The organism is Candidatus Venteria ishoeyi (assembly GCF_030378065.1).
Classification (GTDB): domain Bacteria; phylum Pseudomonadota; class Gammaproteobacteria; order Beggiatoales; family Beggiatoaceae; genus Venteria; species Venteria ishoeyi.
Genome location: NZ_JAUCGJ010000024.1, coordinates 41,968 through 63,011, shown reverse-complemented (window position 1 = coordinate 63,011; position 21,044 = coordinate 41,968). Strand labels below are relative to the sequence as shown.

Below are 21,044 nucleotides of genomic sequence, written 5' to 3'. Positions count from 1 at the left end.
TCTGCCTGTTTGGGTTGAGGGCGAATTACCATCTCTTTAATCCTTATTATTTTATATAATTTGATTTTAGAGTAATCTTATACTAATAAGTATCTGTTTTACAGGTTTATTTGGTGCAATTGCCCTATGCCGCGCCCCGGATAAAGTTGACAATAGCCATCCCAGGCACGGCGCAGGGTATTGTTCTGTTCAACACGGTCGGGCAGCCATGGCAGTATGTCTCTGTCTAAAGGATGGAGGACGGTTTCTGCTGCAGATGCTGTTTTCTTATCTTGTTCCCCATGGGGCGACTGGACATTGATAACACAATCTTTGAAATTGCCCTGGGCAAAATCAAAATTATCCCCCTGCGGCATTTTATGTCCCACTCAGGGTTTTGGCGATTTGAGTGGCAATCGTCAGCGCGGCAGGCACCACCCCGGCAAGTGCTTTGGCTGCTTCCACCAAACCGCCGGCGGTGACTTTGAGCATAGGGGCATTGCCGTCTTTGGCCGCTTTCACCGCCTGTTCCGCCATTTGTGACACAGTGTCGGCATCCTGTGCCTTGTCTTCCGGCACTTGTTGCAAAGCTTCGGAGAGTTGTTTCATCAATTCTTCCAGCCTGGCTTTTTCCTCATCACCCGTGTCAGGCAGGCTGCTGATAGTTTGGGTAACGTTGTCCAGCCGGGATTTGATATTGACAATGCTGTTAGTGAACGTGCTATTTGAAAAGTTAATATTGTCGCCTTGACTCATGTTTCACTCCGCTTGATGGTATTGGTGGTCGTATTATTGTACTCGCACAGGCGTTGAGTCAACAATAGCAATGCCCCTGGAAGTTACTTTACGTGTCTGTAAATAGGCACACAATTCAGTACGCCGTCATGGTTTAGATAATAGGTATCCAAATCCCGCGCTAAAAATAAATTTCCCTGATAAACACTTTTTGCTTCCAGCTCAATGGTTTTGATTGATGGCGTTGCGCTGGTTTTATCTGAATAGCGTGGGCTGAAGTGAGTTAATACTAAATTCTGAAGACCCACCCTGGCGGCAAATTGCGCCACGCTTTTAGCATGGCTGTGCTGGTATGCACCGCCCAGCTTTGCCGCCACATCACTGCTGTAGGTGGCTTCGTGTATCAGCGCTTCTGCGCTTTTGGCACACTCTGCCAGCAATTCAGGCTTATCATTATCTCCCGCAATAATGATTTTTCTACGTTTTTTAGGCGCAAGCTGATAATCATGCGCTTTGAGTATTTGCCCTTCATATAACGTATCCAACCCTTTTTGCAAATGTCCCCAGATTGGCCCTGGTTTAATGCCTGCGGCTTTTAATTTATCCACATCCAATTGTGAGGGGCTGTATTTTTCTAAAAAAGCATAAGCAAAACACGGCACCCGGTGTGAAAGTGGCACAACTTCCAGCTTAAAATCCGCCAGTTCAAAATCATTTTTTAGATTTTCTACGGCGATAAAAGTGATCTCATAAGACAATCTACTGTTTGTGATGTTGAGGCTGTAAGTGACAAAATCTTTAATGGCTGCCGGGCCAATCACCGTTAAGGCGCGGCTGCGCCCAGCCATTGCAGCGCTGGCTAACAAACCCGGCAGGCCATAACAATGATCGCCATGCATATGGGTGATGAGTATGGCTTGTAACTTTAATAAACTTAAGCGGGTGTGTAAGATTTGTTGTTGTGTGCCTTCGCCGCAGTCCACCAGATACCAGGATTTTGCATTTTTGCGTTTGAGCGCCAGACCCGATACATTTCTGCTTTTGGTGGGTATGCCCGATGAGGTGCCAAAAAAAATAATTTCCATATTTAGCTCTTAGGAGTGAGGATGAAATAAATGCAGAAACTGGGCACAGGATTTTTATTCACTTTCAAGGCGTGAAAACAGGCGCATAGCAAGCTATGTAACTGTTTTCACAACGCAGAAAATGGAGGAAAAGACCAGCCAAGTTGCTGAAGTTATAAAATTCTCACTCCTTATGCAGTGGGTCATGCAACTGACAGAACTCATCATTTAAGCTGAGATTGGGATTATAAAAAGGATCATTGTTCAATGCTGTTCCCCAGCGTTTACGCATATATGCCAATTCTGCGCGTAAACGCAAAAACTGTTTTAAGCGTGTGTCTATGCCACGACTGGCAGATTCCAGATGATATAAAGCGGCATGGGGTGTCCATAAAATGTGATAACCCGCTTCGCGCAAACGCAGACACAAATCAATATCATTAAATGCCACTTTTAAGTGGATTTCATCCAGGCCGCCGATTTGCTGATATACATTGCGGCGCATCACCAGACAAGCTCCAGTAACAGCGGAATAATTCTGCACCAGAAAAGGCTTGAAGGCATAAGCGGGGTCTAAAGCGGATACACCCTTAAATACATGCCCAGCCATGCCGCGTATGCCTAATATCACCCCTGCATGTTGCAGTCGCCCATCAGCATAATACAGCTTGGCACCCACCGCACCGACTTCCGGGCGTAATGCCTGACTGACCATTTCCTTGAGCCAGTCCGGGTGAATGATTTTCAGGTCATTATTTAATAAAGCGATAATCTCGCCTTGCGCCTGTTCCACCCCGTGATTATTCAATTTTGAATAATTAAATGCACCCGGCATGGGAAAAACCTGAACTTGTGGGTTTTGCCCAATATTTTTCAGATAAGTCTGCGTCTCTGCCTTTTGGCTGTCATTATCCATAATCAGAATTTCAAGATCAGGATAATCCGTGTGCTCCAGTAAACCATTAATTGTAGTTGTTAATAAAGCCAGATTATCGCGGGTCGGGATAATGATACTGACTTTGGGGAGTGTATCCGGCAAGGGATAGACCACGCGCAGACAATCCTGACCAATTGTTTGAATTGATACCACTTGTTTACGGCTGGCAAAATAATCCAGCAGCAACTGAGAGCGTTGGTTTGTTTTTGCAGAATTCGTGGGAACGCCTGCGCCCTGCGCTTTCTGGTAAACATGGTACAACACCTTGGGAATATGACAAATTTGCCCAGAAGTTAAATCTGTGCATAAATGCAGACGCAGTTCATAGCTTTCACAATTTGGATACTGCTTGGAAAAACCACCGATATTTAACAGCGTTTCACGGTGATACACCCCCAGATTGGCGGTATAATCCCGTGCATAAAACAAATCCATGTCCCAGTCGGGCTTAAAATCAGGGTTGCTATACTGGTTTTGTTCATCAATACAATCTTCATCACTGTATAAAAATCGTATGTGTGGGCGCGCCAGTAAATGTTTGCTTATCTGATATGTGGCATCTTCAGCCAGCTGATCCCCTGGTTTCAACCAGGCCAGCCAGCTTTCCTGTGCCGTTGCTAATAACTGATTAAAAGCCTGTATCTCGGTTGTAGTTATTTTGACGTGTTGTATTCTGGAGTCTTGCGGCAAAGCCGGTGCTTCATGTGTGAGCAGATACAAAGACCAATGCGGCACTATCTGACGCAATAAACTTTGCAGGGTCTTATCCAGCAATTGCAGATCGGGTTTGACTGGTACCCACAAGACAAAACCCAGCACAGGCGATTCTTGCCATAAGGCCTGTTCATCCTGGATTTTCTGCGGGTCAGGTATTTGGGTTTTGCACCACCTGGCATAAGGTTCTGCGCCAATCCAGGGTGGGTAGTCGCTGACTTCCGGGATGTTGTGCATAAGCAGCGCACTGGCAGGCAGGTTTTGCTGCTGCTTAATCTGCTGGTTTAAGTCTTGAAGTTCCCGTTCAGGATTGCTGTTATCAATAGACGGCAGCCAGCGCAGCAGCCAATAATGCAGACGCCGCCCCAATTGCCAGATTATGCCGCTGCGTAGGCGCTGTGTTTGGTTTTGCAGTTGCAATAACCAGCGCCGGTGTTGATTTAATTGACGCCGGGTTTCTGATAAGGCCGCTTTGCTTGTTGCGCTGACCTGGTCGTGTCCTTCGTTTTGGTTTGACATATAAACTCTGACCCGTTGGTTTTTGACTGCCATACTTGTCTCTGTAAAATGAGAAATTCCCGGTTTTATTAAAGTAGAATTTTGGTCTAAGCGGCAAAGTCGTATAACAAGCTTATGAATGTTTAATCGTTTCCAAAAACGCCTGTTCCAATGAACTGCGCTCCTGACGCAGTTCAAATAAACCCCACTGTTGTTGCGCTGCGCAGTCTGCCAGCTTGCTTGCCAGCGCCTTGAGATCCTGGTTTTCATCATGACAATACACGCGCCAATGCAATGCATCTTGTTGTGTGACTTTTTTAATGCCGGGAATGGCTGATAATAGCTTAAGCTCAGGTGGCTGGTTTAAGCCTAAAATCAGTTGCTGGCCTTGTATTTGCTGTTGCAAATGACTGAGCGTGTCATCAAAGCGCATTGTACCCTGGTGCAGAATCAACACCCGATCACAAACAGCTTCAACTTCTGACAGGATATGGCTGGATAAGATAATGCCGCTGTGCTTGCCAAATTGCCTAATCAACTGCCGTACTGCCTGCAATTGTTCCGGGTCTAAACCGATAGTCGGTTCATCCAGCAAAATCAGCGGCGGCTGATGAATAATCGCTTGCGCCAGCCCCAAGCGTTGTTGATAGCCTTTTGACAGTGTTGCAATAGGGTGTTTTAACTTATCCTCCAAGCCACAAGCGTCAGCAACCTCTTTCACTGCATGTTTTTGTCGGCTGCGGGGTAGTTCGTGTAACTGTGCGCAAAATTGCAAATAGGCATTAACACGCATTTCAGGATATAAGGGGGGCTGATCGGGTAAATAACCGAGGCAACGTCGGGCGGCTTTTGGCTGGGAAAATAAATCATGTCCCTGAATACGCACACTGCCGCTGTGTGGTGATAATACTCCTGCCAGAATTTGTAAAGTCGTCGATTTACCCGCGCCATTGGGGCCGAGAAAGCCCATCACCTCACCGGCCTGTAACTGAAAGCTTAATGGGTTCAAGGCGCAGTGCTGGCGGTAATAATGTGACAGTGAATCAACTGCCAACAAGGGGGTATTTTTCATCATAAAATGCTTTATTAAACGGTGTATAATTCAACTTTTTCCTAGAACTGGAAAAAGTTAAAATAATTAATCTATCGTTTTTCATAAAAATAGTTTCACAGATAACACCCCCTTCGAAAGGGTGTTATCCGTCAGGCGTCTGGAAATTATTTTTACCTGAAAAACGATAAGCACAGGAAATAATCATGGGACGACGCAATGATCACAGCCGCGAAGAAATCCGGGAACTGGCTTTAGCCGCCACCTTTGAAATTGTTACCGAGCAGGGTTTCCACCAACTCAGTGTGCGTAAAATTGCCAGTGCCATCGGTTATACGGTCGGCAGCCTGTATCTGATTTTTAAGAATCTTGACGATCTGATTTTACAAGCCAATGTACGTAATCTGGAAATTATTTATCAGATTTTGCAACAAACTGAAAAAAAACAAAAAAAACCGGAACAGCGTTTATTGGCCTTTGCCCATGCCTATCTACATTTTACAATAGAACAGCCCTATCGCTGGCAAATGATTTTTGAGCATAGAATGCAAAATAATGAACCGGTGCCAGAATGGTTTGAACCCCATGTCAGCCGTTTATTCAGTTTGCTGGAAGCGCCTCTGGCGCAATTGATGGCGGATGCCGAGCCTGAACAGGTACGGCAAACAGCCCGCGCCATGTGGTGCGCGGTGCATGGTGTCAGCACCTTATATATGACCGAAAAACTGGAAGTTGTGGGCAGTGAGTCAGTGCAAAATTTACTGGATCGCTTAATGGGTATATTTTTGGAAGGTGTGAAAACCGCTTAAGCTATTAATTTTATTCAACGGCTATAACGTAGAATATACCCCTTAAACGGTTGTTTGAAATGCTCGGTATTTTTGGGCTTGCTCTGCTGGTGTGAATACCCCAGACTCACCATTTTTTTACTGAAACGCGCATGTTGGCGACGTCCCGGATCAATAATAATAACTTCACAATGCGGGTTGGCATGTTGATTAATAAAACTGGACAATAATTCGATATGTTCCTGCTCATACAGCAAATCGCTGCCGATAATGAGATCAAACTTGCCCAGGCCGCTATCCTCATCAGCCCAGCCAGTGCGCACGAACGGTATGACCTTATCTTTATTAAGCTGTGTATTTTCCAGCAGAAAACCTTCCACTTCGGGATGATAGTCTGTGGCTGTGATATCAGCCAGCCGGTGATTCAATACCAGGCTTGCCAGTGCAATCCCGCAGCCCACTTCCAGGATTCGCTTTCCAGCAATCTCATAATCAAACATGAGATGTGCCAACACTTGACTCGAATCCCAGATAATACCGAACAAAGGCCAGGTTGCTGAAGATATGCCTAATTTTAAGGCCACATCGTCCACATCCTCAAACTGCTGCTTATCTCTTAAAGTGCGGATATGAATATCCACATCATCAAATTCAATGGTTTGGTAACGGACGCGTAACGAAGACATAAAACCCTATCTGGTTGATAATACGCAACATACCGGGGGAAACTTATACACTGCGCAAAATGACCACTATACAGGTATTTTGCCCAGTGAGGTTTGGAAATCAATCATTTATACAAAACTACTGCGATTGCAACATCTTATATAATGGCTGTATGCTGTATTTTCCGTAAGCTTCAAATGTATAATCTTAAAACTTTAACAACAAGGCAGGGCAAGTCATGAATCCAAAATACCAACAAGTAGCAGATATGCTGTATCAAATGCTGGGTCCCAGTATAGGCAAGTTACGTGAAGACTTGAGCGCGCAAGGCGTTGCAGTAGAGCATATTTCCAAAGAAACCATGAGCGTGGAGCTAATTGCGCAAGTTTTGGTTCAAGCCCTGGCACAAGAGCGTCTGGCCTTTTCCGAACAAGGTGATTTAGAAACTGCCAGTCAACAGGCACTCAAGGTTGTGCGTGATAGCCTTATTCAATATCGCCAGAGTAGCGTGCAAGATGAGGTGCGGCATTAAGCAATGGATGTTACGCACTATCAATGATTTAGTATGAGATAGAAGTGGTTTTTAGCGGTACAGCCGCTAACAGAAACTTAACTCAGATTAATAATATTGGAATAACCTGGTATGCAATTGCTGGTGCGCGAAATAACCGCAAATCGCATAAGCAAGCCCCGCGCCGCCATATTCTATATAGCGATGACACCAGGGATGCAGCAACCACAATAAAATAAATAAAAATAATAATGCTGCCAGGATAGATCTGACAGCGCATAAATGTAAATAATAACAATTTGACCAAAATCCTTGTCTTAATGGTTAATTATTATTATCGGTATTTACCGATTGCTGTACTAGGAGGCTGTCCGAGAATAGCAAAATTAAATTATTTTGCTAAATTTAACCCCTTATTTATCAATAACTTAAAAATCCAGTTTTTTGAAAAACTAAGTTCTCGGACAGGCTCCTAGTAGCGTCCCCATTACCAAAACAACTATAGTGGAGAACATATTTTTTCCATTTTTTTCTTTAGTTTTCTCAATTTATTCTGAGTTTTGATCAATTCTTTATCTTTATTTTTCCAATTTCTAAATGCGGCTGTTTGTGCGGCATCAAATGCAGCAAGTACTTTATTTTCAGCTCCAGACATTACTTGATCTTCATATTCTTTCGCCTTTTTAGTTGCCATTTCTAATAAAGGTTGAGTTTCTTTGTTTAAGTTAAACGCTTTATAGGAAATGTCTTGTAACTTCTGTGATGCCTCAACACAATCAGTAAGGTCATCTATGTCATCAGCCTGTGCAGGTATTGCTGCAAAAGTAAGACCAAATGTTAATGAAAGGATGCCCGTTATGGTTAAAATACGCATGGCTTAATTACTCCTGAATATTATTAAAATAAGATAGTTACATCTATATGATGTGATTTTCAGTTTAACTATAAATCCTGCATATAACAAGTAATTTCAGGAAATTTTCTAAATGAAGTTAATTTTTTTTCTATCTGTCCAAATTGTGATTATAACTGCATTGTAGAATTAGCAAATGAACACCGCAATTTATGTCTAGGGGTTATTGTATAAAGGGATTTGCGGGAATTGCAAAACCAGTAAGAGTGCCTTTATGTTTATGCAAGTTGCAGAACTGTTATATTAAAATAAAAAAAGCACGTTTCGACGTGCTTTTTTTATAATAAAGTTTTTTCTCCCGTTCTTGACGGCCACTTTTTCCAGATACCTTCTTTGCGCGTATTTTTAATGACCAGACGTGTAAATGAATTCGCCGAAGTATACAGCGGGAAGAAGTGATTTAAGACGCTGGCCAGCAAAAACGCGCTGCTGCCCACATACAACTCATCATCAAATTCCAGGGTGATTTCAAACCCCCTGACAAACCCCCGCCAGGCATCCGGGCCAAGGCGCTCAACACTTTGTTTACAGGCTAAGCTGCGAATGCCTGCAACCTGCCGATCAATGGGTTTATGTGGCGCGGCAAACTGATATAAACGTAATAATTCCCGCAATGCCAATAAACTTTCTTCACTGTTTGCAGTTAAAGACAAATGATTTAAAGATAAATGTGAAACCAAACGCCATACGCTGTCACCGCGCAGTGGCGGGTCAAGTTGCGGTGTGGGTTTATTTAAACAGGTGATATGGGTTAAAGGCGCAACTGCTTCGATTTGCAAAGAAGCATTAGCAGGCACCTGTTCAGCCAAATGGCGATTGGTGCATAAGGTGTGTGCAAACACCGTATCCTGCGCGGGCTGGTTGGGCGTGAAATCCAAATCCATAAACGTGATCAGTATTTCCGTACCGGGCAGATCCGCACGTTCTGAAAAAATTCTGCACCCGGACCAGAAACTGCGGTGTTCTTTGCCCTCCATATCGTGACGGAAGGAAAAATAAGGTTGAATATCCCGGCTGGTATCGGACTCATCACTGATTGCGGACAAACGACGAATACTGTGGATTTCCGTGCTGTGTTCACGGCGTAAATCCGGGATCAGGCGATATTCAGTCTGGCGCTGATGGATGCGTAGCGGCTCGGTGAGTTGGTTAAATAAATTAATAATCGGCGTACAACCCAGACGGAAATTCTCGGCATCAATTAACAGCTTTTCACCAGGGCGCTGATTAAGCATAAATAATAAATCAAAATATTCATCGCCTTCTGCGGCATTGAGTTTATCGAGCTGCGCGATATCAAAAAATAAAAATTTCTCTGGAAAAGCAAAATATTCCTGTAGTAAACGATAAGCCGGGTGCGCGTGTTCAAACGCCGGTAATACCTGATCGTGAAACCCTACCGGGGTCAAAGCATCTAAAGGCAAACACACCGGTGTGGTTTGATCTTGTTTGAGCAAAGCAATCTGGCAGACATTACAGAATAACAACTCATAAAGCTGGCTCATGTCCGCCCATTGCCCGTGCAAATGAAAACGTAATTGCTGACATAACAAGGTACTGAGGTTGACGCCATCCATCACCTGCAAACGCAAACGCAAGACCGTCGTGACACTGGTATTGCTATCCAGGAAATCATAACGATTGGTTGGTTCAAAACCGGCAAATTTCACCGTAAACGGCCACAGTTGCACCGGATAACAGGTACGAAAACGGCAGGTGATTTCTTCTGTGGACTTGATAAATAAAGGCGTGTGTTTTGGCAGATTAAAGCCTTCCACCAACAAACCCTGCTCGGCATCTACATCAAACTGCGCAATCGACATGGAAGGAATCGGAGCCAGATAATGTGGATATAAATTTTCCATTAAAGCGGTGGTAAAAATGGAAAACTCACTATCGATATTATATTGAACCCGTCCGGTCAGCAGCGCAAAACCTTCCAGCAAACGCTCAACATGCGGATCAGGGGATTCATTTTCCCCCAGTTCCAGGCGCGCGGCAATTTTGGGATAACGCTGGGCAAATGACATACCACTGCGGCGCAAATAAGCCAGCTCCTGCATGTAATAACGCAATAAGGCTTGATCTTCGGTTAATTTCATAAAAACCTCCTTATTCTGGAAAGTATTTCCAATACTGATATGTATTTTATACGACGAACTCCAGCACCAGTTTACTGCCAAAATAGCCCAGCATCAGCACAAACACCCCACCAAAAATCCAATACAGCAGTAAACGCCCACGCCAACCATAACGTCTGCGTCCCCACAATAAAACAGCAAACAGCAGCCAGGCGATAATTGATAATAGCGTCTTATGTACTAAATGCTGCCCAAACAGGTTTTCAATAAATAAACCGCCTGTCACCAGACTGATAGAAAGCAACACCATCGCCACCCAGATGACTTGAAGCAGCAAGTTTTCCATGACTTGTATCGGTGGCAGATGGGTCATGATTTTCATGGGTTTTTTGTGGTGCAGATAATATTCTTGTACATTAAGAAACAACACCAGCAAAGCTGACAGGCAAAATAAACTATAGGCCAAAATAGAGATTAAGACATGCAGGGTCAGGCCCATGCCGGGATGCTCGGGTAATAAGCGGGTATCGGGCAGCAATAAAGTAAAAACGACCATTAATATGACGAAGGGAAATAAAACCAGCGCCAGGTTTTCCAAAGGACGCGAGAAACTCATTATCAGCAAAGCCAGGGCAATCAACCAACTCACCATAGAGGCGGCGTTAAAAAAGCCCAGGCTAATTCCAGCACCTGCATGAATCTGGAAATACAATAAAATCGTGTGTAACAGCACGGCTATGCCGCCCAGCCAAAGAAACTGCACATGCAGCCTGTCTTTTTGCAAGGCCCATTGCGGCAACCAGGACTGAAAAATACTTTGGAATAACGACAGACGAGTACTTGCTGCCAGATATAAAGCAATAACGATAAAACCAATAATCAGATTGTCCATAGCAAGTCTTTTATTTCGCCTATTCAAGGCTGTTGTTATTTCATTGTAGAGACGTAGCAATGTTAAGTCTCTACGTTAGTTATTTCCACGTTTTATCTATCAAAATCGTTTCCATCTATTCATCCCGGGAAATAAAAATAGTCGCCCTGAATACTTCATCGCGCCTGTTTTTACGCCTTAAAGATGAATAAAAATTCTGTGTGCTCTAGGTACATTGTTGCGTAGAGGCGGTTTGTTTGACCAAAAAGATCAATATAGCCAAAAATGAAGCCTCTGTGTAATACATGATTTTATTAAAATCTTTCACAGTCAATACATCATGACAACCCTTTAATTCTATTGCATTCAATTGACGAAAATGCGCAAAAGGCATACATGCCAAGCTATCTTGTTTATTATCGTCTAGCATCAGCGGAAGATAGAAGCTGCATAGCGAGGCATGAGCGGCACAGCTTTTGGCTGTCCGCTGGATACTTTTGTTAGCTATTTTTTATATTATGCTCAATGAAATCTTGTAAGACGGCTTTAACAACTGGAACTGATACACCATTTCCCATTTGCTTATAAACGGCACTATCGTTCTCTAAAAGTTTATAAGTATCTGGATAGCCTTGAAGTCTCGCACATTCTCTAGGAGTGATACGCCTAGCAACATTATTCTGGACTATACCTAGTCGATTAGAATCAGATGCAGTTAGAGTAATTGAGATTCCTTCAGGATCTAAAAACTTAAATACCTCAAAGGACATATTCCCACAGACGGGATTATATTGACCATCATAACAGCTTAAATAGCCTTTTTTTATAAGTGATAAAGTAACTTTATTAAAGTCCTTAGCGTGATAAAAAGTTTCAATTTGATCTCTAGTTAAACGCTTTCCATCTTGATGTGTGCCAAATATTTTTTTTCTGCGATTGGATATAAGAAGATTCATAAACTCTATTTCGTTAGGGGTACAAATACCTTTCACACCTAATTCCCATGAATGCAATGAATTACCACCGCGATAATCTATCAACCTACACCCATTAAGTTGGGTGAAATCACTGCCGACTACATTTTTAAGCTTGCTTGTGAAATCGGGGGAACAAATGTATTTAGAATCTGGATTTTTTTCCAATATATTTTTAACAGTTTTGGGTTTTATTTTTTCTTCTTCAAATAGTGATGCCTGAAAATTATCTGTACTTAATTTGAATTTATGAGTATCAGCCGCACCAAGATCACTATTTAAAGTAATATTTAGTTTTCTATTCATTACACCAAGAATATATATTCTCACTCTATTCTGCGGAACATCATAATTACTAGAGTTTAATAAAAGATAATCAACGGAGTACCCAATAGCTTCTAGTTTCTCTTTAATTGTTTGATAAGTTCTTCCTTTATTGTGAGTAGTCAACCCTCTCACATTTTCCAATAAAAGATAGTTAGGTTTTTTTTGATTTAGAATTCTTTCAATATCGAAAAAAAGCGTTCCTCTAATATCACCAAACCCTTTTCTTTTTCCAGCATATGAGAATGATTGACATGGAAAGCCAGCTAACAAAAAATCAAAATCAGGAAATTCATTAACTTCTTTAATATCTGAATAAGGATTTTCACCAAAATTTAGTTCATAAGATATACAAGCATTTTTATCTATTTCAGAACTAAATACACATTCGGCATCTATTCCAAGCTCTAAACAAGCTTGCTCCATTGCTAGTCGTATACCACCAGTGCCAGCAAATAAATCAATAAATTTAATCAAGTGTTTCACCTATCCACTTTGAAAGAGTATCAAACTCTTGATTTGAATAAGCGACTGTACAATCACTATTAGCACAAATATTAGATATGGCTGATTTTCTTTGGAAATTACCTGCACCATCTAAAACGTAAGCAATTTTATGACCGTTTGAATGCATAAGATTTATACGATCTGCTGCTTGCCCTGATTTTCGTTCAATAGTGCTATTTGTTGTAACTTGAAAACTAACTTCTATTCCTACTTTTCTATCTCCTTTTTCCACAACTATATCAAAGGGCATACCACTTTCTTTTTTATATCCATCTAATGCAATATATCCATTACTGATCACACAATAGTTATAACCCAATGATTCTGATAAATGTTTTACTATTTCTTGTTGGGCAAGCTGACCTAAAGAATTTGCAGTCGCACCACCTGTTATACGGCTTACATTTATATAACGTTCTTTAACATATTTTTCTAAAACTTCTGCCTCCCCTAATAATGTGCCAATTTCACAAGCTAACAAGCCAGCCTCTTCATTAACAGTTGATGTTGAACCAAACATCAATAGGATAATCATGTCTCTGTACAGGTCAGATAGTATTTTTACTTCAATTAAACCTTCGCCATCTATAAATAGTTTTTTGTTGCCAAGACCACGTACTGGAAGGCATTTAAAATCGTAAATATAATTATTTGAGTTCCATGAGAATTCTATGGAATGCTTGCTTTTTCCAGACTGAAAAATTGAGGAAAAAGCTCTACCAAGCCTTTGTATTGGTTCACCACCATAATCAGCGAGAACACATAGATGTTTTAGAAATAAGTTGGCTGGGAATTCAGAAGCCTCAAGAAGATCAAAAACTTGATATGGATTTTTCTTTGAGAGTGAGATAATTTTTAAGAAATCGTCTTGAGTTTGTAGTAGCTTTGGAATAACACTAATTGCTGCATTTGCTTTATTCAGGTGTTCAGGCCACCACAAAATAGCATTTTCTTCTAACTCTCTAATATTTCTATTAAATTTCATCTGTGATCCTGAATTTTATAAATATACTTATTTTCTCATATTTTACTAAAAGTTGCCTCGGTATTTTTCCAGGAATTCCCGGTTGCCTTGCAAGTCATTGATAAACCAAGTTGTATTTTTACAACTTAGTGAGCACTAATATTCTAATATACATTCAATATCAGTGTGTTACATGATTCTGACCGGGAACTGCTGGTATTTTTCTGACAGCTAACTTTACGTATCACCCTGAAAACTCTGAAACAGTCCATAAGTTATTGATTTTAGGCGGCACATATCCATGTAAGACATTGATTTCATTAGAGGCAAAAAAGTTCTTCGGAGTTTTCAGATATCGCCACTAAATCAATACTACACGCATGAGAAAAAACTTCCCGCTCGGTTTCTACCGCAAACCCCCAGCGTTTAAATAAATCCCCATAAAATGTTTTGGTTGTGGCATCAAAGCTGTTTTTTTGTTGCGTCATAATAAATTTTGAAAAATTTTTATCTATTTCGGGAATGCCTACAGAGCTTTCCCGAAATACCGGATTAAGCACTTTGGGAAATCCGCTATACCTCATTCCCAAAGCTATTACTGTTCAGATGTTCTCGATTAAGCGCGTCTGCGCTTCACGATATTTTGCCGCCGTTTTTTCCTGGATATCAGCAGGTAATGCAGGGCCGGGCGCTTGTTTATTCCAATCCAGGGTTTCCAGATAATCACGCACAAACTGCTTATCAAAGCTGGGGGGATTTTTACCCGGCTGATATTGATCCGCAGGCCAGAAACGTGAAGAATCCGGGGTCAGGGCCTCATCAATTAAAACCAGATTATCCTGCGCATCCAGACCAAATTCAAATTTAGTATCGGCAATAATAATACCACGTTGTGCCGCGTATTCCCGCGCCTGGCTATACAGTTGCAAGCTGACATCGCGTACCTGTTCGGCTAAATCCTGCCCCAGTTTTTTTACAGTATAGTCAAAATCTACATTTTCATCATGCTCACCAACATCAGCTTTGGTTGACGGGGTATAAATCGGCTGTGGCAGTTGATCCGCCAACTGTAAGCCTGATGCCAAATCAATACCACACACGGCACCGGTTTTTTGATAATCCTTCCAGCCCGAACCCACCAGATAACCGCGTACAATCGCTTCCACCGGCAGGGGGCGTAATTTTTTCACCACGATGGCCCGGCCTGCAATCTGTGCCAGTTCCTCTGCCGTGCATACCTTATCCAGCGGATAATCCACCAGATGATTGGGAATCAGGTTTTCGGTCTGGGAAAACCAGAAGTTAGATACCGCAGTTAATACCGCGCCTTTACCTGGAATCGGATCGGGTAAAATAACATCGAACGCGGACAGGCGATCAGTGGTGACAATCAACAAATGCTCATCATCAACCGTATAAATATCACGGACTTTACCTTTCTGAACCAGCGGCAGGCTGGTTAATGTGCTTTCATATAAACTACTTGCTTGCATAATGTTTCCTTGAAATTTTCTTAGTAGTAGCACCTGTGGCGCAAAACCGCTATTATGGGGATTTTGTTGCAACGACTCAAAGCCTTAATGATGACACAATTACAAAATGATCGTTTTTTACGCGCCCTGTTACGCCAACCTGTTGATAAAACACCTGTCTGGATGATGCGCCAGGCTGGGCGCTATTTACCTGAATACCGCGCCACCCGCGAACGTGCTGGTAATTTCATGGCATTATGCCAGAATCCGGAATTGGCTTGTGAAGTGACTTTACAGCCACTGGAACGTTTTGAACTGGATGCCGCCATTTTATTTTCCGATATTCTCACCATTCCCGATGCAATGGGCCTGGGCTTGTATTTCAACGAAGGCGAAGGCCCAAGATTTGAGCGCCCGCTGCGCAATAGCCGTGATATACAGGCTTTAGGCGTACCTGACCCGGAAGATTCGCTGGCTTATGTGGTGGACGCTGTGCGCCTGATTCGCCGCGAACTGAATGGGCGTGTGCCTCTCATCGGCTTTTCTGGCAGTCCCTGGACGCTGGCCACCTACATGATAGAAGGCGGCAGTACCAAACAGTTCCAGTATAGCAAGGGTATGCTGTTCAATGAACCCGCTTTATTACATCAATTGCTGGAAACGGTTGCTGAATCGGTCATTGTGTATCTTAATGCGCAGATTCAGGCCGGTGCGCAGGCGGTGATGATATTTGATACCTGGGGCGGGGTCTTAACTGAACGTGATTATCAGGCATTTTCGCTGGCTTATATGCAAAAAATTGTCGCCGGTCTGCAACGTGAGCATGAAGGCCAGCGCGTGCCGGTGATTTTGTTTACCAAAGATGGCGGCGAATGGCTGGACGCAATGGCTGATACTGGTTGTGATGCCTTAGGTCTGGATTGGACAACCAATATTAGCAAAGCGCGGGCGCAGGTAGGTGAGCGCGTGGCCTTGCAGGGCAATATGGACCCTTGCGTGTTATACGCCAACCCGGAGCGCATTCGCGAAGAAGTTAAAGGCATACTGGCTGACTTTGGTCACGGTAATGGTCATGTATTTAACCTGGGCCACGGTATTCACCCGACCATCAACCCGGAACATGCCAAGGCGTTTGTTGATGCGGTACATGAATTCAGCGTACCTTATCACGTATAAATATAGTTTTTTAGATAATTAAATTTCTCACGGAAACCTGACAGGTCTTCAAGACCTGTCAGGTTTTTTGGCAGTTATTTACCTGAAAATCTATAAGTTGAAAACTGCACTTTTTGTCATTTTCAAAGTGGATGGGGTTTAATAATTTTTATTATTCGCATTAACTGCATCTGCATACGATAGGAAATAAAAATGTCTGACTCAGAAGCGCGATACAATCATTTTATTGCTGCTGCATAAATTCTTCCACCCACAAGCGCGTTGCACCAGCAACGGCAACCGGTATGACCAGTAAATTTAAACCAGGAATCAGGGTAATCAGGAATGTGCCGGAACCAAAACTCAGGCTTAATAAACGGCGTTTGCGTAAATACTCGCGCTGTGTCTTAAAATTCAGGCCATTATTGCCCATTGGATAATCAACATATTGCAGCGTCAACATCCAGATGGTGAATAAAAATAATAAAACCGGAGCAATCAATTGCAGGCCGGGAATAATAAATAAAATTAAAATGGGTAGCAGGCGCAACAGGTTATAAGTGAGTTTGCGCAGTTCATCAAGCAGGCTGCCGATAACCATCGCCCATAAAGTCGTTTTTGCCTCGCTGGGTTCTTGTCCGGTCAAGTGGCGTTCAACCGCTGCGGACAACAAGGCATTAAAAGGTGCGGCAATAAAATTGGCAATAAAAGTAAAGCCAAAAAAAACAAACATCACCACGCTTAAAATAAATAATGGCCATAATAAGATGCTCAACCAGTCCAGCCAGTTGGGTAGCCAGTTCTCAAAAGAAACAGCGAGCAAATCCATTTGCATACTTGTATAAATAATCAGTCCGGCAAATAATACGACATTGATCAGCAAGGGAATTAATACCCATTGGCGTATGCCTTTTTGGGTAATCAGTCCAAACCCACTGAATAAATGTAATAAACCGTCCAGAATATCAAATTTATATTTTTTGGGGGCCATTAAAACCTCATCAAGCTGAGTTCAATGTAAGCTTCTTTCAGCACTAAAGACGCTGAAAACCGCTTCCATCTCACAGTAAGTTATTGATGGTGCGTACCAGATTTCAGCATTTTTACTTAAAAAATCCTACATCTGTCAGTTTAAGTTCATTTAGCGTTATTTACTGCGACATGCTATGGTTGCCGTGTTGAGTTTACTTTTTGAACATTTGCTGGTATTCATACCAACGCACCAACGTTTACGTTTTTCCCAGAAACTGATTTTACGTTTCCCGGAATCGGAACAGCGCACCACATAACTGCGGTAAGGTTCACCACGCCAGGTTTTTGCTTTTTTACAATAAGCAATATTGGTCGCAGTACAGCCTTTGCCACTAGATTCTGCGGCAGCGATCAGGGGCGATACAAACAGCCATCCAGAAAGGATGGTTAAGCATACATAATAAAGGATTGATTGTCTCATAAATACCTCCCAACAGGTGTTTTTGGCATGGTATTAAAACACTGCCTACGCATTTTAATACAAAATGTTACAATTTAAATTATATATCACATTCCATCTTTTTCAACTACTTAGATATTAGTGTTAGGTAGTTATTGCAATTATAATTCCACACTTAAAATAAGTTGTATTGGAATTGTAACAACTTTTTACTATATGCCAATAAGCTCATGAACTTCACACTCAGTCATCAAGATCAACATGCCCGTCGCGGCACTTTACAGTTTGCCCGGGGCCAGGTTGAAACACCGGCTTTTATGCCGGTTGGCACTTATGGCACAGTTAAAGGGATGCGCCCGGAGGAAGTCCGCGCAACTGGCGCACAAATTATCCTGGGCAATACTTTTCATTTAATGCTGCGCCCCGGCATAGAAATTATTCAGCAGCACGGCGGCTTACATGGTTTTGCGCATTGGGACGGACCGATATTGACCGATTCCGGCGGCTTTCAGGTGTTCAGCCTGGGGAAAATGCGTAAAATCACCGAGGCCGGGGTGACGTTTCAATCACCCGTGGATGGGGCTACGGTTTTTTTAGACCCGGAAATCTCCATGCAGGTGCAACGTGCTTTAGATGCTGATATTGTCATGGTGTTTGATGAATGCACCCCGCACCCCGCAACTTGGGCGCAGGCTAAAGACTCTATGGAATTGTCTTTGCGTTGGGCTTTGCGTTCAAAAACCGCGCATGGTGACAATCCCCATGCTTTATTTGGTATCGTCCAGGGTGGCATGTATGAAGACCTGCGCGATCACTCGCTGGCAGGACTGAAAGATATCGGCTTTGATGGTTATGCCATTGGCGGTTTGTCGGTGGGCGAGCCGAAAGCAGACATGATGCGGATTTTGGAACATCTGGGGCCGCAGATGCCAACGCATCATCCGCGTTATTTGATGGGTGTGGGTACGCCGGAAGATTTATTAGATGCCGTGTGGCGTGGCATTGATATGTTTGATTGCGTGATGCCCACGCGCAATGCGCGCAATGGTCATTTATTCACCCGTCATGGCACGTTGAGAATTCGTAATCACCGCCATAAACACGACACCCGTCCACTGGATGAAAGCTGCGATTGTTATACTTGTCAGCATTATAGCCGCGCTTATTTGCATCATCTGGATAAAGCCAGGGAAATGCTGGGATCGCATTTGAATACCGTGCATAATCTGCATTATTATCAAACGCTGATGCGGGAGGTTCGCGCGGCTATAGAAAATCAGCATCTGGAAGCTTTTATGCGGGAAACCAAAGCGTTGTGGGCGGCGGGGTTGCCGGATTAAAGGTAACTACACCCTCGTTACTACCAGCAAAGGAGGCTGTGAAAGTATTCGAAAAATGTCTCCATTTTGACAAACCTTGTCTTGTAAGTCATTGTTTTGTCGTTTGCCAAACTCATAAAATCCGGCAAACTTTGAATACTTTCACAGTCTCAAAGACTCGTTTCCGTTTCCAGCCTATGCCGCCAGAATTTCCAGCAACAGCTTGATGTGTGATAGCCGCAGCGTTTTGCCAGCAGTGATATACCAACACTGTTCCTCTTAACTGCTTGTTATGGTTAATTCTTGAGTCAGTATAACAATGCTAATGCAAAAAAAGGTATTATATTAAAGTCCATTATTGCAAAACGACTAAGGGCTAACACTGTGCCAAGTTGCATTGGTCGTAACTCAAGGAGAAACTTCATGCAAAAAATCCTTATTCCCCTATTGTTACTCTGCTTCGTCGCACTTGCCGCACAGGCTTGGGATATTCCATTTCTGAATACCGATGAATCCAAAGCCGAAGAACTGTACAACAAGGCATTGGATTTGGAAGTGCAAGACCAATCGGACAAGGCATTGCTTTATTATCAAGATATTTTGACACGCTATCCTGATACCGAAACAGCAAAAGCTGTACGGAAGAAATTGGCAGAGGCAAAAGAGTCAGAGGCAGATGTTATTTACCAAAAAGTACTGCAAGCTGAAGCCAGACAGGATTTTACCCAGGCATTGGTATATTGCCGTGAACTCATTAACCGCTATCCAGATACCCGTAGTGCAAGCGAAGCGCAAAATAAACTGGCGGATTTGGAACAGGCGCAACAGGTGGCTCAAGCACGACAGCAACAACGCGAAGCTGAACAGCAACAACAAGAAGCTCAGCAAGCGATTAACGATCTGTATCAAAAAGCCCTGCAATACGAAGCTCTCCAGGATTTTAATAATGCCCGTTTGTACTATTTAGATGTGCTGAATCGTTATCCTGGCAGTTCCACTGCTCAAGCGGCACAAGCTAAACTTAACAAGCTGCCAACTAAAATAAATCGATATTTGGGTTATCCTGATGGCACAGCGAAAGATATGGTGACGGAGTTGATGTGGATGCACTGTTCGGTGGGGCAGAAATGGAATGGCAGTACTTGCGTAGGGAAAGCACAAAGATTCAAATGGGATGATGCCAAAGCGATTCATAAAACTTTTGCGGGTTACAACGATTGGCGTTTGCCGAGTATTAAAGAATTGCGCACCTTGGTGTATTGCAGTAATGGCAAGCCACATTATCTCAGCATGGGAAAAGATGCTAATAATAATTATTCAGGCTGTCAAGGCGAGTCTGGCAAAGATCATGATCAACCCACGATTGTAAAAGCTATTTTTCCAAATACACCAAGTGGTCGGTTCTGGTCAAGCTCGCCTCATGCAGATTATTCAAACTATGCCTGGTATGTGAATTTCAACTATGAAGACGACAACCACGGCTACCATGGTGGCAGCAAGCTTGTTCGTTTGATGCGTGACGGACAGTAACCTCTGCTTTTGCCTCCAGCAGTAAAGCAACATCACTATGAAATTTGAATGGAACGAACAGAAAAACCAGTTCAACCAAAAGAAACACGGTGTTTCTTTTGAAGAAGCGAAAGAAGTGTTTAATGATGCCTTGCACATCGCCAAATTAGACCACCGCTTCAGCTATTTCGAGGAAAGATGGATTACCATTGGTGCAACGCAAAAAGGTCATATTTTGGTGGTAGCTAACTTGTTTTTTTCTGATGAAGGGGAGGAGATTATTCGCATCATCTCCGCAAGACCCGCTAACGCAAGAGAGAAGAAATATTATGCGCACTATTGAACAACGGGCTGAGCTTGATGAGTTTGAATTAGCCGATGATTATGATTTCAGCAGCGGCATTCGTGGACGCTTTTATCAATCTAAAAAAGTCACCGCAACGGTTGAACTGGATAATGACGTATTGCTATTCATCAAGAAACAAGCACGAGAAAAGCACATGGATTATCAAACTTTATTGAATAGCTTGTTGCGGGATTATATGACAACGCAATAAGAGAAAGATGCCTTGCACATCTC

General features: G+C 42.8%; 22 protein-coding genes. 7 read left to right on the top strand and 15 right to left on the bottom strand.

All coding sequences use genetic code 11. The annotated features are described in order from the left end of the window. Positions 1-98 precede the first annotated feature (98 nt). From QUF61_RS09960 to QUF61_RS09940, 5 genes are all read right to left on the bottom strand, one after another. Positions 99-356 carry a hypothetical protein gene (locus QUF61_RS09960; protein WP_289681506.1) on the bottom strand — a complete coding sequence of 86 codons (258 nt, stop codon included), beginning with the start codon at positions 354-356 and terminating at the stop codon, positions 99-101. A 1-nt stretch (position 357) separates the two neighbouring features. Beyond that, positions 358-735, bottom strand: a complete 378-nt coding sequence (locus QUF61_RS09955) for a hypothetical protein (protein WP_289681505.1) — start codon at positions 733-735, stop codon at positions 358-360. Between the two features lie 83 nt (positions 736-818). After that, positions 819-1,799: a ribonuclease Z gene (locus QUF61_RS09950; protein WP_289681504.1), complete on the bottom strand. Its 981-nt coding sequence runs from the start codon at positions 1,797-1,799 to the stop codon at positions 819-821. Between the two features lie 163 nt (positions 1,800-1,962). Further along, a complete protein-coding gene (locus tag QUF61_RS09945) occupies positions 1,963-3,948 on the bottom strand; it encodes a glycosyltransferase family 2 protein (protein WP_289681503.1) in 1,986 nt (661 codons plus the stop codon). A gap of 112 nt (positions 3,949-4,060) precedes the next feature. Next, the gene (locus tag QUF61_RS09940; protein ID WP_289681502.1) at positions 4,061-5,002 is read right to left on the bottom strand and encodes an ABC transporter ATP-binding protein; all 942 of its coding nucleotides are present in this window, start codon (positions 5,000-5,002) and stop codon (positions 4,061-4,063) included. 182 nt (positions 5,003-5,184) lie between these two features. On the opposite strand from QUF61_RS09940, the gene QUF61_RS09935 reads away from it, so the two are divergent. Next, on the top strand, positions 5,185-5,787 hold the full coding sequence (locus tag QUF61_RS09935) for a TetR/AcrR family transcriptional regulator (protein ID WP_289681501.1): 603 nt from the start codon (positions 5,185-5,187) through the stop codon (positions 5,785-5,787). Positions 5,788-5,801: 14 nt separating this feature from the next. Here the strand turns inward: QUF61_RS09935 and QUF61_RS09930 are convergent, their stop codons facing one another. Next, positions 5,802-6,452: a class I SAM-dependent methyltransferase gene (locus QUF61_RS09930; protein WP_289681500.1), complete on the bottom strand. Its 651-nt coding sequence runs from the start codon at positions 6,450-6,452 to the stop codon at positions 5,802-5,804. A gap of 218 nt (positions 6,453-6,670) precedes the next feature. Here QUF61_RS09930 and QUF61_RS09925 point away from each other — a divergent pair, with 218 nt between their 5' ends. Beyond that, positions 6,671-6,964: a hypothetical protein gene (locus QUF61_RS09925; RefSeq protein WP_103922645.1), complete on the top strand. Its 294-nt coding sequence runs from the start codon at positions 6,671-6,673 to the stop codon at positions 6,962-6,964. A 478-nt stretch (positions 6,965-7,442) separates the two neighbouring features. Here the strand turns inward: QUF61_RS09925 and QUF61_RS09920 are convergent, their stop codons facing one another. The 7 genes from QUF61_RS09920 to QUF61_RS09890 all read right to left on the bottom strand — a co-directional run bounded on the left by QUF61_RS09920 (position 7,443) and on the right by QUF61_RS09890 (position 15,070). Then, the gene (locus tag QUF61_RS09920) at positions 7,443-7,817 is read right to left on the bottom strand and encodes a hypothetical protein (protein ID WP_103922643.1); all 375 of its coding nucleotides are present in this window, start codon (positions 7,815-7,817) and stop codon (positions 7,443-7,445) included. 317 nt (positions 7,818-8,134) lie between these two features. Continuing rightward, the gene (gene tssF, locus QUF61_RS09915) at positions 8,135-9,958 is read right to left on the bottom strand and encodes a type VI secretion system baseplate subunit TssF (protein WP_289681499.1); all 1,824 of its coding nucleotides are present in this window, start codon (positions 9,956-9,958) and stop codon (positions 8,135-8,137) included. Between the two features lie 46 nt (positions 9,959-10,004). After that, on the bottom strand, positions 10,005-10,829 hold the full coding sequence (locus QUF61_RS09910) for a cytochrome C assembly family protein (RefSeq protein ID WP_177428718.1): 825 nt from the start codon (positions 10,827-10,829) through the stop codon (positions 10,005-10,007). A gap of 479 nt (positions 10,830-11,308) precedes the next feature. After that, entirely contained in the window at positions 11,309-12,583 is a 1,275-nt protein-coding gene (gene dcm / locus QUF61_RS09905) for a DNA (cytosine-5-)-methyltransferase (RefSeq protein ID WP_103918307.1), read from the bottom strand. Beyond that, complete coding sequence (locus tag QUF61_RS09900; protein ID WP_103918306.1) at positions 12,576-13,598, bottom strand: restriction endonuclease; 1,023 nt, start codon at positions 13,596-13,598, stop codon at positions 12,576-12,578. The genes dcm and QUF61_RS09900 overlap by 8 nt, the downstream gene beginning before the upstream one ends. A 299-nt stretch (positions 13,599-13,897) precedes the next feature. Further along, positions 13,898-14,137 carry a hypothetical protein gene (locus QUF61_RS09895; RefSeq protein WP_103918305.1) on the bottom strand — a complete coding sequence of 80 codons (240 nt, stop codon included), beginning with the start codon at positions 14,135-14,137 and terminating at the stop codon, positions 13,898-13,900. 42 nt (positions 14,138-14,179) lie between these two features. Next, positions 14,180-15,070, bottom strand: coding sequence for a phosphoribosylaminoimidazolesuccinocarboxamide synthase (locus QUF61_RS09890; protein ID WP_289681498.1), 891 nt, complete (start codon positions 15,068-15,070; stop codon positions 14,180-14,182). A gap of 90 nt (positions 15,071-15,160) precedes the next feature. Between QUF61_RS09890 and hemE the strand changes: the two genes are divergently transcribed. Then, positions 15,161-16,225, top strand: coding sequence for a uroporphyrinogen decarboxylase (hemE, locus tag QUF61_RS09885; protein ID WP_289681508.1), 1,065 nt, complete (start codon positions 15,161-15,163; stop codon positions 16,223-16,225). 223 nt (positions 16,226-16,448) lie between these two features. On the opposite strand, the gene cysZ is transcribed toward hemE, so the two are convergent. Together cysZ and QUF61_RS09875 are read right to left on the bottom strand one after the other, a co-directional pair. Then, positions 16,449-17,195, bottom strand: a complete 747-nt coding sequence (gene cysZ, locus QUF61_RS09880) for a sulfate transporter CysZ (RefSeq protein ID WP_289681497.1) — start codon at positions 17,193-17,195, stop codon at positions 16,449-16,451. A gap of 156 nt (positions 17,196-17,351) precedes the next feature. Further along, on the bottom strand, positions 17,352-17,657 hold the full coding sequence (locus tag QUF61_RS09875; RefSeq protein ID WP_146066935.1) for a hypothetical protein: 306 nt from the start codon (positions 17,655-17,657) through the stop codon (positions 17,352-17,354). A 209-nt stretch (positions 17,658-17,866) separates the two neighbouring features. Here QUF61_RS09875 and tgt point away from each other — a divergent pair, with 209 nt between their 5' ends. The 4 genes from tgt (at position 17,867) to QUF61_RS09855 (ending at position 21,021) form a co-directional block, all read left to right on the top strand. Next, complete coding sequence (gene tgt / locus QUF61_RS09870) at positions 17,867-18,976, top strand: tRNA guanosine(34) transglycosylase Tgt (RefSeq protein ID WP_103922637.1); 1,110 nt, start codon at positions 17,867-17,869, stop codon at positions 18,974-18,976. Between the two features lie 402 nt (positions 18,977-19,378). Next, on the top strand, positions 19,379-20,485 hold the full coding sequence (locus QUF61_RS09865) for an Lcl domain-containing protein (RefSeq protein WP_289681496.1): 1,107 nt from the start codon (positions 19,379-19,381) through the stop codon (positions 20,483-20,485). Between the two features lie 37 nt (positions 20,486-20,522). Continuing rightward, entirely contained in the window at positions 20,523-20,807 is a 285-nt protein-coding gene (locus tag QUF61_RS09860) for a BrnT family toxin (protein ID WP_286019619.1), read from the top strand. After that, positions 20,794-21,021, top strand: a complete 228-nt coding sequence (locus tag QUF61_RS09855) for a BrnA antitoxin family protein (protein WP_103922635.1) — start codon at positions 20,794-20,796, stop codon at positions 21,019-21,021. The genes QUF61_RS09860 and QUF61_RS09855 overlap by 14 nt, the downstream gene beginning before the upstream one ends. Positions 21,022-21,044: the final 23 nt, after the last annotated feature.

Excerpts from the sequence above, each read along its gene's own strand:
- QUF61_RS09890 (WP_289681498.1), bottom strand. The coding sequence starts at position 15,070 with ATGCAAGCAAGTAGTTTATATGAAAGCACATTAACCAGCCTGCCGCTG.
- QUF61_RS09900 (WP_103918306.1), bottom strand. The coding sequence starts at position 13,598 with ATGAAATTTAATAGAAATATTAGAGAGTTAGAAGAAAATGCTATTTTG.
- QUF61_RS09875 (WP_146066935.1), bottom strand. The coding sequence starts at position 17,657 with ATGAGACAATCAATCCTTTATTATGTATGCTTAACCATCCTTTCTGGA.
- QUF61_RS09930 (WP_289681500.1), bottom strand. The coding sequence starts at position 6,452 with ATGTCTTCGTTACGCGTCCGTTACCAAACCATTGAATTTGATGATGTG.
- QUF61_RS09955 (WP_289681505.1), bottom strand. The coding sequence starts at position 735 with ATGAGTCAAGGCGACAATATTAACTTTTCAAATAGCACGTTCACTAAC.
- QUF61_RS09940 (WP_289681502.1), bottom strand. The coding sequence starts at position 5,002 with ATGATGAAAAATACCCCCTTGTTGGCAGTTGATTCACTGTCACATTAT.
- QUF61_RS09920 (WP_103922643.1), bottom strand. The coding sequence starts at position 7,817 with ATGCGTATTTTAACCATAACGGGCATCCTTTCATTAACATTTGGTCTT.
- QUF61_RS09925 (WP_103922645.1), top strand. The coding sequence starts at position 6,671 with ATGAATCCAAAATACCAACAAGTAGCAGATATGCTGTATCAAATGCTG.
- QUF61_RS09860 (WP_286019619.1), top strand. The coding sequence starts at position 20,523 with ATGAAATTTGAATGGAACGAACAGAAAAACCAGTTCAACCAAAAGAAA.
- QUF61_RS09910 (WP_177428718.1), bottom strand. The coding sequence starts at position 10,829 with ATGGACAATCTGATTATTGGTTTTATCGTTATTGCTTTATATCTGGCA.
- cysZ (WP_289681497.1), bottom strand. The coding sequence starts at position 17,195 with ATGGCCCCCAAAAAATATAAATTTGATATTCTGGACGGTTTATTACAT.
- hemE (WP_289681508.1), top strand. The coding sequence starts at position 15,161 with ATGACACAATTACAAAATGATCGTTTTTTACGCGCCCTGTTACGCCAA.
- QUF61_RS09935 (WP_289681501.1), top strand. The coding sequence starts at position 5,185 with ATGGGACGACGCAATGATCACAGCCGCGAAGAAATCCGGGAACTGGCT.
- QUF61_RS09960 (WP_289681506.1), bottom strand. The coding sequence starts at position 356 with ATGCCGCAGGGGGATAATTTTGATTTTGCCCAGGGCAATTTCAAAGAT.
- QUF61_RS09950 (WP_289681504.1), bottom strand. The coding sequence starts at position 1,799 with ATGGAAATTATTTTTTTTGGCACCTCATCGGGCATACCCACCAAAAGC.
- QUF61_RS09855 (WP_103922635.1), top strand. The coding sequence starts at position 20,794 with ATGCGCACTATTGAACAACGGGCTGAGCTTGATGAGTTTGAATTAGCC.
- QUF61_RS09945 (WP_289681503.1), bottom strand. The coding sequence starts at position 3,948 with ATGTCAAACCAAAACGAAGGACACGACCAGGTCAGCGCAACAAGCAAA.
- tgt (WP_103922637.1), top strand. The coding sequence starts at position 17,867 with ATGAACTTCACACTCAGTCATCAAGATCAACATGCCCGTCGCGGCACT.
- tssF (WP_289681499.1), bottom strand. The coding sequence starts at position 9,958 with ATGAAATTAACCGAAGATCAAGCCTTATTGCGTTATTACATGCAGGAG.
- QUF61_RS09865 (WP_289681496.1), top strand. The coding sequence starts at position 19,379 with ATGCAAAAAATCCTTATTCCCCTATTGTTACTCTGCTTCGTCGCACTT.